The 14,383-nt window shown below is 38.6% G+C and carries 13 protein-coding genes; all 13 read left to right on the top strand.

The window, feature by feature from the left end; translation table 11 throughout:
* The first annotated feature begins 20 nt into the window (after positions 1–20).
* The 13 genes from BM102_RS03735 to BM102_RS03675 all read left to right on the top strand — a co-directional run bounded on the left by BM102_RS03735 (position 21) and on the right by BM102_RS03675 (position 14,328).
* Positions 21–758, top strand: a complete 738-nt coding sequence (locus tag BM102_RS03735) for a DUF308 domain-containing protein (protein ID WP_090479022.1) — start codon at positions 21–23, stop codon at positions 756–758.
* An 8-nt stretch (positions 759–766) separates the two neighbouring features.
* On the top strand, positions 767–1,915 hold the full coding sequence (locus BM102_RS03730) for an Mbeg1-like protein (RefSeq protein ID WP_090479019.1): 1,149 nt from the start codon (positions 767–769) through the stop codon (positions 1,913–1,915).
* A 160-nt stretch (positions 1,916–2,075) separates the two neighbouring features.
* On the top strand, positions 2,076–2,360 hold the full coding sequence (locus BM102_RS03725) for a co-chaperone GroES (protein ID WP_033154058.1): 285 nt from the start codon (positions 2,076–2,078) through the stop codon (positions 2,358–2,360).
* 25 nt (positions 2,361–2,385) lie between these two features.
* Positions 2,386–4,020, top strand: coding sequence for a chaperonin GroEL (gene groL / locus BM102_RS03720; RefSeq protein ID WP_074790478.1), 1,635 nt, complete (start codon positions 2,386–2,388; stop codon positions 4,018–4,020).
* 337 nt (positions 4,021–4,357) lie between these two features.
* A complete protein-coding gene (locus BM102_RS03715; RefSeq protein WP_044934325.1) occupies positions 4,358–5,230 on the top strand; it encodes a DegV family protein in 873 nt (290 codons plus the stop codon).
* A gap of 26 nt (positions 5,231–5,256) precedes the next feature.
* Positions 5,257–6,531, top strand: a complete 1,275-nt coding sequence (locus BM102_RS03710) for an adenylosuccinate synthase (protein WP_044934328.1) — start codon at positions 5,257–5,259, stop codon at positions 6,529–6,531.
* Between the two features lie 92 nt (positions 6,532–6,623).
* Entirely contained in the window at positions 6,624–7,229 is a 606-nt protein-coding gene (locus BM102_RS03705; RefSeq protein ID WP_177194888.1) for a DUF4340 domain-containing protein, read from the top strand.
* 150 nt (positions 7,230–7,379) lie between these two features.
* Positions 7,380–7,646: a 30S ribosomal protein S15 gene (gene rpsO / locus BM102_RS03700; protein ID WP_028247035.1), complete on the top strand. Its 267-nt coding sequence runs from the start codon at positions 7,380–7,382 to the stop codon at positions 7,644–7,646.
* Positions 7,647–7,801: 155 nt separating this feature from the next.
* On the top strand, positions 7,802–9,883 hold the full coding sequence (locus BM102_RS03695) for a polyribonucleotide nucleotidyltransferase (RefSeq protein ID WP_090479015.1): 2,082 nt from the start codon (positions 7,802–7,804) through the stop codon (positions 9,881–9,883).
* Positions 9,884–9,939: 56 nt separating this feature from the next.
* Positions 9,940–11,853, top strand: coding sequence for a ribosomal protection-like ABC-F family protein (gene abc-f, locus BM102_RS03690; RefSeq protein WP_090479012.1), 1,914 nt, complete (start codon positions 9,940–9,942; stop codon positions 11,851–11,853).
* A gap of 89 nt (positions 11,854–11,942) precedes the next feature.
* Positions 11,943–12,569 (top strand): redox-sensing transcriptional repressor Rex, encoded by a 627-nt coding sequence (locus BM102_RS03685; protein ID WP_033154065.1) that lies wholly within the window; start codon positions 11,943–11,945, stop codon positions 12,567–12,569.
* Positions 12,570–12,579: 10 nt separating this feature from the next.
* Entirely contained in the window at positions 12,580–13,338 is a 759-nt protein-coding gene (locus BM102_RS03680; RefSeq protein ID WP_090479009.1) for a hypothetical protein, read from the top strand.
* Between the two features lie 108 nt (positions 13,339–13,446).
* Positions 13,447–14,328 (top strand): hemolysin family protein, encoded by an 882-nt coding sequence (locus BM102_RS03675; RefSeq protein ID WP_033154066.1) that lies wholly within the window; start codon positions 13,447–13,449, stop codon positions 14,326–14,328.
* The last annotated feature ends 55 nt before the right edge of the window (positions 14,329–14,383 follow it).

The raw sequence follows: 14,383 nt of genomic DNA, 5'->3' as shown, positions 1-14,383 counted from the left end.
TCAATACTAAGGAGGAGACTATGGCTCACACACAAGAAGAAATTAAGGACTCAAAGGCAGGCTTGATTGCCAATATTATCGGAGCGATTGCTTACCTGGCTGTTGGTATTTGTTTGCTCACACTTAATGTAGAGTTTATTTCAAAAGTGGTATATTCATTCTCTATTTTAGGTTTTGGTATTTTATTTATTTGTTTTGGAATGTACTACATGATTAAATATTTCTTTAATCATGAATTTACGAGAATCACTAGCTATGGTTTTACAATGGGTGTCATCCTTGTCGTAATAGGTGCAGTTTTTATCGTAAATGCGGATGTTGTTTCAGCATTTATTGATGCCCTTGTTTGTCTCATTGGCGTGGTCTTTGGTGCAATTATGCTTCAGCAGTCATTTGCATTGTTCCACATTCAAAGAGGCTCTTGGTTCTTAAGCTTGATTCTCGGAGCAGCTACAATTGCCGCAAGCATTTACCTGCTATTAACACCTATCAAGATTTTTGATGGAAATGTTTATGCATGCGCTTACTTAGTAGTGGTAGGATCATTTTCTCTATTTTCTTTGTTACTTATGGTGATTGGCCTTAGGGATCATAAAAAGGATTCTAATAGAAACTTTAATCGCAACATGGAGGATTCTCCAATCTCAGGCAAAAACAAAGTAGATGAATCTATCTTTGAAGAAGAGCCTGTTGTTGAGTTTACTGAAGAAACAAAGTCGCAGCCTGAGGCTGGCTCAGATGCTTTATTTGAGGAATAGTATGTTGTATGGCTAACATCTTTGATTATCTTGACTGGAGAGGGGATGTCCCTTTCGATATAGATCCGTTTAATGAGGTGGATGCACTGGCTCTTTGTGAGCTGGTGTATACACCTTTTGATGGTTTAGTGCCTGGTCCTGGCATTAAAGAAAAAATCTCAATAGAAGATCTCAACAAAAATTTTTTTGAAAAATTCACAGAAGAAGGTTTGATGGCAAGAACAGCTATGACTAAGCTTGCTCCCTTTATTATGCCTAAAATGGCTAATTCTAAAAGATTTGGTGGAATGAAGCTTGCAGGTTTTGTTAATGATGTTGATGCTAGGAAACAGACTCAGTTTGCTGTTTGCAGTTTTTATTTGCCTGATGGCACTATTTTTGTTGCTTTCAGAGGAACTGACGATACACTTGTTGGGTGGAAAGAAGATTTTAACATGTGCTTTTCTGAAGGCACTGGCGGTCAGCTTCAGGCGGCAGATTATCTCAATACCAATTTTGCAAGGACAATGAAAAAGCTTCGAATTGGTGGCCATTCAAAGGGCGGTAATTTTGCTGTTTATGGAAGCACATTCTGCAGGGGCCATATACAGGATAGTATCTTAGAAGTGTATAATTTTGATGGACCTGGATTTATTCCGGAAGTCCTCAAAAAGCCTGCTTATAAAGCTATGATTAATAGAGTTCATAAGTTTATTCCGGAAGAATCTATTATTGGAATGCTTATGTATACAGAGGCTAAGATGCAGGTTGTTGTCAGTGATGCAAAGGGGATTAACCAGCATGACCCATTGAGCTGGCAGATAAAACGCAATAAATTTGAACAGGTAGATGCAGTTGCCTCGTCTTCAGTTTTAATTGATGAAGTCATCAAGAAATGGGCTGTTCAGTTTGATTATGAGACCAGGGCGGCATTTGGTGATGTTTTCTTTTCATCGCTTATTAGCTCGTCAGGGGCTACAAGGCTTTCGCAGATTACATCTAGTAAAGTCAGGTCTATTGCGTCGCTAACAAAAGAGATACAAACTCTTGATCCGAAGAATCAGGCTTTGATTTTGGATGTATTTGGCAAACTTGTGGCTGCAGGTGGCGATAGTCTTAAGCATTCTCTGCTTTCTAAGCTACCTAAAAGTTTAATAATGAGAAAAAACGAGAAATAAAGAGAAAATAAGAGCTTTTTATAGGATTCTTTCGAAAACTACTAACCATAATTGCTTGCAACTGATTCGAGAGAATCCTATTATACTCTTTGTAGTTAGCACTCGACTGAATGGAGTGCTAATAAATGAATCTGATACTTAAATTAGGAGGTAATATAAAATGAAATTAGTTCCATTAACAGATCGCGTTGTATTAAAGCAGTGCGAAGCAGAAGAGACTACAAAGTCTGGTATTATTCTTGCATCTGCAGCACAGGAGAAGCCACAGGAAGCTATGGTTATAGCTGTTGGCCCTGGCGGAATTGTTGACGGTAAGGAAATCACAATGCAGGTTAAGGAAGGTCAGAAGGTTATATATTCAAAGTACGCTGGTACAGAAGTTAAGCTTGAAGGCGAGGAGTACATTATCGTTCGTCAGAATGATATTCTTGCAGTTGTAGAATAATATTTAGGAAAAGAGGTAGATTATTATGGCAAAAGAAATTAAGTATGGCGCTGAAGCAAGACAGGCTCTTGAGGCAGGCGTAGATAAATTAGCAAATACAGTTAGAGTTACTATTGGACCTAAGGGACGTAACGTTGTTCTTGCAAAGTCTTACGGTGCTCCACTTATCACTAACGATGGTGTTACAATCGCTAAGGATGTTGAGCTTGAGGATGCATTCGAAAACATGGGTGCTCAGCTCGTAAAGGAAGTTGCTACAAAGACAAACGATGTAGCAGGTGATGGTACTACAACAGCTACAGTTTTAGCACAGGCTATGGTAAAGGAAGGTATGAAGAACCTTGCTGCTGGTGCAAACCCAATCGTTCTTAGAAAGGGTATGAAGAAGGCTACAGATTGTGCTGTTAAGGCTATTCTTGAAATGTCTAAGGCTGTAGATGGCAAGGAGCAGATCGCTCGTGTTGCTGCAATTTCAGCTGGTGATGATGAAGTAGGTCAGATGGTAGCTGATGCTATGGAAAAGGTTTCTAACGATGGTGTTATCACAATCGAGGAATCAAAGACAATGCAGACAGAGCTTGACCTTGTAGAAGGTATGCAGTTTGACAGAGGTTACATATCTGCTTACATGTGCACAGACATGGACAAGATGGAAGCAAACCTTGATGATCCATATATTCTTATTACAGACAAGAAGATTTCTAACATTCAGGAACTCCTTCCACTTCTTGAGCAGGTTGTCCAGTCAGGTGCTAGACTTCTTATCATTGCTGAGGATATCGAGGGCGAGGCTCTTACAACTCTTATTCTTAACAAGCTTCGTGGAACATTCAACGTTGTTGCTGTTAAGGCTCCAGGATATGGTGACAGACGTAAGGAAATGCTTCAGGATATCGCAATCCTTACAGGTGGCCAGGTAATTTCTGAGGAAGTTGGTCTTGAGCTTAAGGATGCAACTCTTGAGCAGCTTGGTCGTGCTAAGTCTGTAAAGGTTAACAAGGAGAACACAGTTATCGTTGATGGTCTTGGTGATAAGGCTGCAATCGAGGCTCGTGTTTCTCAGATTCGTGGACAGATTGATGAGACAACATCAGAGTTCGATAAAGAAAAGCTTCAGGAAAGACTTGCTAAGCTTGCAGGTGGTGTTGCAGTTATCCGTGTAGGTGCTGCTACAGAAACAGAAATGAAGGAAGCTAAGCTTCGCATGGAAGATGCTCTTAATGCTACACGTGCTGCTGTAGAGGAAGGTATCATCCAGGGTGGTGGATCTGCTTACATCCACGTTCAGAAGGAAGTTGCAGCTCTTGCTGATACACTTTCTGGCGATGAGAAGACAGGTGCAAACGTTATCGTTAAGGCTCTTGAAGCTCCATTATTCTACATTGCTGCAAATGCAGGTCTTGAGGGATCTGTTATTATCAACAAGGTACGTGAGTCAGAAGTTGGTATTGGTTTCGATGCTTACAACGAAGAGTATGTAAACATGGTTAAGGCTGGTATTCTTGATCCTGTAAAGGTTACAAGAACAGCTCTCTTGAATGCTGCTTCTGTTGCTGCAACACTTCTTACAACAGAGTCTGTTGTTGCAGATATTAAAGATCCTGCTGCTGATGCTGCAGCTGCCGCTGCTGCAGGTGCTGGCATGGGTGGAATGTACTAAAATAAAGATACTATTCTCAAGGAATAAATAATATAAGAGTGACTCCTGTCAAATTTATTTGTAAAGGAGTCACTCTTTATTATTTATTAACTTGAAGAAGTGGCTAAACTATTATGAATAATTTTAGGAGCTTGCTCCGAGAAAGAATCCCGAAGGGATTCAATTATGAATAATTGTTTAGTCATGAGAATAGTATCAGTATTCAAAATGCGAATACATGTGAAGATAGCCAGGAATGTCTATTTTATTTAATAATACTTGTTTAATTTATTTATTTCTTATGGTATTATAAGTCTCGGTGTTTTTGTTTAACACAGAGTATTTTTTGAGGTGATTTATGAGCAAAGTTGCAATTCTTACAGATAGCAATAGTGGCATTACACAGGCACAGGCCAAGGACTATGGAGTTTTTGTTATACCTATGCCTTTTTATATTGATGGTGAGTTATATTATGAGGATATCGATTTAACTCAGGAACAGTTCTATGAGAAGCTTACACAGGGCGGCGAGATTACTACTTCAATGCCTATCACAGGAAATCTTATGGATACATGGGATAAGCTTCTTAAAGAGTATGATGAAATAGTTTATATTCCTATGTCTAGTGGTTTATCTTCATCTTGCGCTACAGCAAAGATGCTGGCAGAGGATTACGATGGCAAGGTTGTAGTTGTAGATAACCAGCGTATCTCAGTTACACAGAAGCTCTCAGCACTTGAGGCTAAAAAGCTTGCCGATATGGGAAAGAGTGCACAGGAAATCTGTGATGCTCTTATGGAAATAAAGTCTTTATCTACTATCTACATTACTGTAGATACACTAGAATACCTTAAAAAGGGCGGAAGACTTACTCCAGCAGTTGCTGCAATCGGTTCACTGTTAAAGATTAAGCCTGTACTTTCAATCTACGGAGAGAAGCTTGATAAGTATTCAATGGCTCGTACAGTTAAGGCTGCAAAGCAGACTATGATTGAAGCATTAAAAAAGGATATGCAAAATGTCCTTCATACAGACAATCTTGATGATGTTGTGATTTCTATAGCTCACACACAGAATCAGGAAGCCGCAGAAAAATTTAAAGAAGAATTAGAAGCTGAATTCCCAGGCAAAGAAATCTGGATAGATCCGTTATCACTTTCAGTTTCATGTCACATTGGACCAGGCGCACTTGCTTGTACAGTGACTAAGAAATTGATTGATATAAATTAATTTAATTGTAATTTAGGAGGATTGTTATGGTTAAAGCAGTTGTAGGTGCCAATTGGGGCGATGAAGGCAAAGGAAAGATTACAGACATGATGGCAGCGAATGCTGATATCATTGTTCGTTTTCAGGGTGGTGCAAATGCAGGACACACTATCGTAAACAACTATGGTAAGTTCGCGCTTCACACATTACCTTCAGGTGTATTCTATAATCACACCACTAGCATCATTGGAAATGGCGTCGCATTGAATATTCCTATCCTTATCAAAGAGATTAACTCTATTGTAGAGAAAGGAGTACCAGCACCTCGCATTCTTGTGTCTGATAGAGCACAGATTGTTATGCCATATCACATCCTTTTTGATCAATACGAGGAAGAACGTCTTGGAAAGGCTTCTTTCGGTTCAACAAAGAGCGGTATAGCTCCTTTCTACTCAGATAAATACGCAAAAATCGGTTATCAGGTTCAGGAGCTTTTTGATGATGAGCTTTTGAAGGAAAAGGTTGTTCGTACATGTGATCAGAAGAATGTTCTTCTTGAGCATTTATATCACAAGCCACTCCTTAATCCAGAGGAGCTCCTTGAGACATTACACGAATACCGCGATATGATTGCTCCTTATGTTTGCGATACATCAGCATTCCTTTGGAACGCACTTAAAGAGAATAAGACTATCCTTCTTGAAGGCCAGCTTGGTACTTTGAAGGATCCAGACCATGGTATTTACCCAATGGTTACATCTTCATCAACACTTGCTCCATACGGTTGCATCGGCGCTGGTATTCCAGCACAGGAGCTCAAGCAAGTTGTTACAGTATGTAAGGCATACTCTTCAGCAGTAGGCGCAGGTGCATTTGTATCTGAAATCTTCGGTGATGAAGCTGATGAGCTTAGACGTCGTGGTGGTGATGGCGGTGAGTTCGGTGCTACTACAGGTCGTCCACGTCGTATGGGATGGTTCGACTGTGTTGCTTCAAAGTACGGCTGTAGAATGCAGGGTACAACAGATGTAGCATTTACAGTTGTTGATGTACTTGGATATCTTGATGAAATCCCTGTATGTGTTGGCTATGAAATCGATGGTGAGGTTACTACAGACTTCCCTGTTACTAGCAAGCTTGAAAAGGCTAAGCCAGTACTTAAGACGCTTCCAGGATGGAAGACAGATATTCGTGGAATTAAGAAATACGAAGATCTCCCAGAGAACTGCAGAAACTACATTGAGTTTATTGAGAAAGAAATTGGATTCCCAATCACAATGGTTTCAAATGGTCCTGGAAGAGACGATATCATCTACAGATAATTATTTCGAAGCTGGAGCTTATGGCTCCGGCTTCTTTGTTTGTTAATACTTTTTTGTTATACTAAATAAAGAATATTTTCTTGGAGGAAATGATGAAGAAGTTTATTTCAAAGAATTATAAAGGTATATTTCTTGCACTGGCAATTGTTTTGCTTATTGTGGTTTTGATTATTACTTTTAATTCTAAAAACCCAGCAAAAATGATACAAAACCTTGATGGCTCTGATGAACAAGCGGAAGTATTGGATGAAGCCAGCGAAATAGAAGATGAAGGCGATAATGTTATATTACTTGATAATGAAGAAGTTTATAGCTTCCAGATGACTGATAGCAATAACATTCTATTGACCTTTGAAAGAGATGGAGACGACTGGGTTTACACAGATGACCCTAGCATCGATATAAATGAAGATAGAATAGAAAAGCTGTTGAATTATATTACAGATGTTAGATTTGTAGACATAATCGCCAATGATGATGAAGATGGAAATGGCGATGAATACGGCCTGAATCAGGATTCACCTGTGTACATTATTAAGGATGCAAACGGCTATTCAACATTTATTTCGTTAGGTAAAACTGATGAAGAAACAGGACAGATTTATTTTGCGTTGAATTATGATTTTTCTACTGTTTATGTAAATAGTGGAAAATTAGCAGGTGTTAATAAATATGCAATCGAAGATTTAATACAATAACAGTTTAAAAAAGCCTATTTATACATAGTTTACATATTTTTATAGCTGTGTTATTATATATCGGTACTAAATTTACTGTAACTCAGGTTTTGGACACTCCGACCTTTTCCTTAGTTACGGCATATTAAAAGTTTTTAGGAGGTAGTTAAAATGATTACAAAAGAGAAGAAGCAGGCAATTATCAATGAGTATGCTAGAACAGCTGGTGACACAGGTTCTCCAGAGGTTCAGATCGCTGTTCTTACAGCTCGTATTTCTGAGCTCACAGAGCACCTTAAGGCTAACCCAGGTGACCATCATTCACGTCGTGGTATGATGAAGATGGTTGGTAAGAGAAGAAACCTTCTTGCATACCTTAAGAATACTGACATTGAGAGATATCGTTCAATCATTGAGCGTCTTGGCTTAAGAAAGTAATCTATAAGAGCGGAGTATTGCTTACTCCGCTCATTTTCTTATTTTTTTTCGATTTCAAGCAAGATCCGAAGCCACTGAATTAGGAGAGTATAACTCTTCGTTTTCAGTAGTTTCGGGTTGATGCTTAAATAATAAAATATTTGAAGGAGAAAACCATGAAGACATTTACAATGGATTTGGCTGGTAGAACACTTCGTGTTGATATCGGCAGAGTTGCTGCACAGGCTAATGGAGCAGCATTTATTCAGTATGGTGAGACTACAGTTCTTTCAACTGCAACTGCATCAGACAAGCCTAGGGATGGTATCGATTTCTTCCCACTCTCTGTTGAGTTTGAAGAAAAGACATATGCTGTTGGTAAAATCCCTGGTGGTTTCAATAAGAGAGAGGGTAAGGCATCTGAAAACTCAGTTCTTACATCTCGTGTTATCGATAGACCTATGCGTCCACTTTTCCCAAAGGACTATCGTAATGACGTAACACTTAACAACATGGTTATGGCAGTAGATCCACAGTGCCGTCCTGAGCTTGTTGCTATGCTCGGTGCAGCTATTGCTACATGTATTTCAGATATCCCATTTGATGGCCCTTGCGCTATGACACAGATGGGTATGATCGATGGAGAGTTTATCGTAAACCCTTCACAGGAGCAGTGGGATAAGGGCGACCTTAAGCTTACAGTTGCTTCTACAAGAGAAAAGGTTATCATGATCGAAGCTGGCGCAAACATCATCCCAGAGGACAAGATGATTGAAGCTATCTACAAGTGTCATGATGTTAACCAGACAGTTATCGCATTCATCGACGAGATGGTTAAGGAATGCGGTAAGCCAAAGCATGAGTATACATCATGCGCAATTCCTGAGGAGCTCTTCACAAAGATGAAGGAAATCGTTACTCCTGAGGAGATGGAAGGTGCTGTATTCACAGACGAGAAGCAGGTTCGTGAGGAGAATATCCGTCAGATTACTGAGCGTCTTGAAGAAGCATTTGCTGATAACGAAGAATGGCTTGCTGTTCTTGGTGAGGCAATTTACCAGTACGAGAAAAAGACAGTACGTAAGATGATTCTTAAGGATCACAAGCGTCCAGATGGTCGTGAGATCACACAGATTCGTCCACTTGCTGCAGAAGTAGATATTATTCCACGTGTTCATGGTTCATCTATGTTCACTCGTGGGCAAACACAGATTTGCGATGTTGTAACTCTTGCTCCTCTTTCAGAGGCTCAGAAGATCGACGGTCTTGATGCTTTCGTTACTGAGAAGAGATACATGCATCACTATAACTTCCCTGCATACTCAGTAGGTGAGACAAAGCCTTCTAGAGGACCAGGACGTAGAGAAATTGGACACGGTGCACTTGCAGAGAGAGCACTTCTTCCAGTACTTCCTACACCAGAAGAATTCCCATATGCAATCCGTGCTGTATCTGAGACATTCGAGTCAAATGGTTCTACATCAATGGCTTCAACATGTGCTTCATGTATGTCACTTATGGCAGCTGGTGTACCTATCAAGGCTATGGTTGCAGGTATTTCTTGTGGTCTTGTTACAGGCGATACAGATGACGATTTCGTTCTTCTTACAGATATCCAGGGTCTTGAAGATTTCTTCGGCGATATGGACTTCAAGGTTACAGGTACAAAAGAAGGTATCACAGCTATCCAGATGGATATCAAGATTCACGGTCTTACACGTCCAATCGTTGAGGGTGCTATCGCTCGTTGCCGTGAGGCTAGATTCTTCATCATGGACAACTGCATGAGCAAGGCAATCGCTGAGCCACGTAAGGAAGTTGGCGAGTATGCTCCAAAGATTATCCAGCTTTCAATTGATCCAGAGAAGATTGGTGATGTTGTTGGTCAGCGTGGAAAGACAATCAACGAAATCATTGCAAGATGCGATGTTAAGATTGATATTACAGATGACGGAAACGTTTCAATCTGTGGTACAGATGCTGCAAAGATGGACGAGGCTAAGAGAATGATCGAAATTATTACTACTGATTTCGAGCAGGGTCAGATCCTCACAGGTAAGGTTGTAAGCATCAAGGAATTCGGTGCATTTATCGAGTTCGCTCCAGGCAAGGAAGGAATGGTTCACATTTCTAAGATTGCTAAGGAAAGAATTGACAGAGTAGAGGATGTTCTTACTCTTGGTGATACTGTTAAGGTTGTATGCCTTGGCAAGGACAAGATGGGACGCATCAGCTTCTCTATTAAGGATGTTCAGTAAAATTAGATTTTATTTGGCGCCTGACATTAGTCAGGCGCATTTTTTAAGGAAAAACTATGTTACTTAATGTTTCGCATATTTTTAAATCATTTGGTGAAGATGGCATTATAAAAGATGCCACTTTTACAGTAGATGAGGGTTCTAAAGTAGCTATCGTTGGTAACAACGGAACAGGAAAATCTACCCTATTAAAAATAATAGTTGGAGATTTACCAGCGGACAGTGGTGAAGTTACTCTTAAAAAAGATGCTACTATGGGCTATTTAGCTCAGTATCAGGAAGATTCTTTCGGTAGTAGCATTTTAGATACAGTACTTAGTGCACGTGAAGATTTGCTTTCCATGGAAAAACGTCTTTCAGACATGGAAATGGAGATGTCAAACCTTGATAGTAAAGATGCTGCGACCTTTATGGAAAGTTATCATAAGTTACAGCATCAATTTGATTTATTAGGTGGATATACATTCCGTTCGGAAGCTGTAGGCATATTGAAAGGCCTTGGTTTTGAGGGGGATGATTTAAATAAAAGCATGAATGAGCTTTCTGGTGGTCAGAAGACGCGAGTTAGTTTGGGACGTCTTCTTGCATCATCGCCAGATTTGCTCTTATTAGACGAGCCTATAAACCATTTGGATTTGAATTCAATCGTGTGGTTGGAAGGATATTTATCTTCATATAAAGGCGCAGTTGTAATTGTTGCTCATGATCGATATTTCCTTGATAGAATTGTAGATCATGTTGTTGATTTATCCTACGGACGCACTAGTGTATATACAGGAAATTATACAGCTTTTTCTGAGCAAAAGGCTTTATATCAGCTCACATATGAGCGCAGCTATGAAAAGCAGCAAAAGGAAATAGAACACCAGAAAGCTGTTATAGAAAAGCTTCAATCCTTCAACAGGGAAAAATCCATAAAAAGAGCAGAAAGCAGAAAGAAAATGCTTGATAAGATTGATATTATGGATGCTCCTGATAAGGATATGCCTAGAATGAGACTTACCCTTGAGGTTGAAAAGGAAAGTGGCAAGGATGTTTTAGATTTTTCTCATGTGACAAAATCATATGATGATAAAAATATCTTTTCAGACTTATCCTTTGAGGTTCATAAAGGGGATAGAATTGCTATTTTAGGCGATAATGGTACAGGAAAGACTACAATCCTTAAGTGTATCAATGGTCTTACAGATTTTGAATCAGGAGAGATTCGCTTTGGGGCAAATGTCACTGTTGGATATTATGACCAGGAGCAGCAAGGGCTTACTGAGTCAAACACTATCTTCAGTGAGCTTCATGATGCTTACCCATATCTTACAGAGACTCAGGTTAGAAACACATTAGCTGCATTTATGTTTACAGAGGATGATGTTTTTAAACGCATTAGCGAGTTATCCGGTGGAGAGCGCGGACGTGTTTCTCTTGCAAAGCTTATGCTTTCTAAGTCTAATCTTTTAATCCTTGATGAGCCTACAAACCATCTTGATATGGATTCGAAAGAAATGCTTGAGGAAGCACTTAACGAATATGATGGAACTTTGCTTTATGTAAGTCACGATAGATATTTTGTTAACCGTACTGCAAATATGATTCTTGAACTTTCAGATGGTCATTTTACAAAGTACCTTGGCAATTACGATGATTATATTGCAAAGAAGGAACAACTTTCTGCAGCAAATGTTGTTTCAACCCAGGAATCTGTAGCTGATTCTAACGCTACAGCTGCAAAGCTTGATTTTAAAGAACAAAAGAGAATTGAGGCAGAAAAGAGAAAGCTTCAAAACAAAATCTCAAAAATCGAAGAAGAGATAGAAAAACTAGAAGAAAAAAAGGCAAAGATTCAAGACGAATTCTTAAAGCCAGAGAATATGACAAATTCTGCAAAGCTCAACGAATTAACTGCAGAACAGAATGAAATAGATTCAAAATTGGAAGATTTATATTCTCAGTGGGAGGAGTTAAGTTTATCTTAAGCATTTATTAAGTCTTTGTTAAAATCTTGACATAGTTTTTGTGTGATTTTATAATTAAGATTGAAAATTGTAATTAGGAGGTATATGGTTTGGATAAACAGATTTCACAAGCAGTCATCAGAAGACTTCCTAGGTACTACAGATATTTGGGCGAACTTTTAGACGATGGTGTTGAAAGAATTTCATCAAATGATTTAAGTAAGAGAATGCATGTTACAGCATCTCAGATTAGACAGGATCTTAACAACTTTGGTGGTTTTGGCCAGCAGGGTTATGGATATAATGTTGCATATTTACATGATGAAATCGGAAATATCTTGGGAGTTAACGAAACACATAATGTTATCGTTATTGGCGCTGGTAACTTAGGCCAGGCTATTGCAGGTTATGTTAAATTTGAGCGTGTAGGCTTCAAAATTATTGGATTATTCGATGTTAATCCTGAGCTTAAAGGAAAGTTGGTTAGAGACATTCCTGTTCAGATGCTTGATGAGCTTCCAGAATTCATTAAGCATAATGATGTTGAGATTGCAGCTTTGACATTGCCAAAGTCAAACGCCAGATCTACAGCTTTAAAGCTTGTTTCTCTTGGTGTTCATGCAATTTGGAACTTTGCTCACGTTGATTTAGATGATATTCCTGATGTTATTATAGAGAATGTTCATTTATCAGATAGTTTGATGCAACTTTCTTATAACATTACTCAACAGAAGTAGGTGAATGTATATGGCGGACAGGGATTTTACAACTGCCATTTCCAAAATCAAGGTCCCTATGCTTATTTTGGATCAGAAATGGCATAGACTTTTTGCTTTAGGTGGAAAGCCAGAACAGGTTAAAGAGCTTGAAAAGCAGGAAAATGACTTACTGAAACGTGAGGCTGAGCTTAAAAAGGAACTTAAGGATCTTAAGAAGGTCAAAGAAAACTTGATGGCTTCAGTCATGTCCAATATGGAAGGAACTTCAGATTTAGTTTCTAAGAAGTTGGATGATGATAAAAGACTTTTGGAAGAATGCAAAGAACGTATTCAGTCAAATGAAGACGAGCTTAGCGAGCTTCCACAGCAGACAGATGATGTTAATCGAGAATTGATGTTGGCTACTATGGATTATTGCTATGACAAACTTCGCACTAATTCTACAGAAGCCGAGGAAATCACTAACTGGATTAAGGATGTCAGGGTTCAGCTTAAGAAAAACGTTATTCGTAAGCATAATCGTGAGATTAACAATAAAGAGATTTATTCATATATGCATGATGTTTTTGGTATGGAAGTACTAAATCTGTTTGATATGCAGAATGGAGATTTCTATATCGGAACAATCGATGACAAGGGCAATCCTGTTAAAACACCTGCTGACAAGCAGGATGATAACGACAAAACAGATTTATCTGATATCCAGCTTGAAGAAGTTGATTTGGATGCCGTTTCCAAAGAATCTAAAGAAGATACAGAGGAAGCAGAGTCTTCCGCAGACGAATAGAATTCACTGTTTTTTAAAAGACTAAACACTATAATGTTTAGTCTTTTTCTTATATATATGGTATCATTATTAGTGTGATAATTTACGTATTTCGAGAAAGGAGTATTTATGGAAGACGGGTCCAATCCCTATTTAATTATTTTTTTATTGGCTATTGTTGTTATTGAAGCAATAGGGCTAATTATTTTGTACAGAAGGTCTAAGCAAGAAAATATTACCGAGGAAGATGTTATTTCTCTTGTAAATGAGGGGCACGAGGATGGCAATATTTTGGCCTCCGAAGCAGCTATGATACAGAATATCTTTGAGTTTTCTGATACCGATGCAAAGGATATCATGACTCATCGAAAAAGCATCGTTGCGGTGAACGGTGATAGTACCTTGCGAGAGGCTATAAATTTTATAAATGAGAATAATATGAGCCGTTATCCGGTTTATATTGAGGATTTAGACAATATCATTGGCATTTTACATATAAAGGATCTACTCACATACTATGATAAGGATATTGATAATGTGAAAGTTAAGGATTTACATGAACTTATGTCAGTGGCTGAGTTCGTTCCAGAAACACATGGAATCAATACTTTATTTGCTAAGATGCAGTCCAAAAAGCGCCATATGGTTATCGTAGTTGACGAATATGGACAGGTTTCCGGCTTACTTTCCATGGAGGATATTCTTGAGGAAATCGTTGGAAATATTGAGGATGAGCATGATGAGGAAGAAAACTCTATAGAGGTTAAGACAGAGGATTCTTTTGTGATGGATGGAGGAACTTCTCTTGAAGAGGTTGAAGAAATTCTTGGTACAAAGTTATCTGATGATTATGAAACTCTCAATGGATACTTAATTTCATTAAATGGCAAGATTCCAGAAGACGGTAGTTCCTTTACTTTGGAGGATGATAATTACGTTTTTTATATTAAAAATGTATCCGATAAAGTCATAGATAGCGTATATGTTAGACGCAAAAGGCACGTTGAATAAAAGGCCGTGATTTGTTATAATTTTTTGAGATTTAGAATAGAAAAGAGGTAAATAA

Source organism: Pseudobutyrivibrio sp. JW11 (genome assembly GCF_900115355.1).
GTDB classification, from domain to species: Bacteria; Bacillota; Clostridia; order Lachnospirales; family Lachnospiraceae; genus Pseudobutyrivibrio; species Pseudobutyrivibrio ruminis.
The sequence above is the reverse complement of the archived record's forward strand: the minus strand, read 5'-3'. Positions and strand labels throughout refer to the sequence as shown.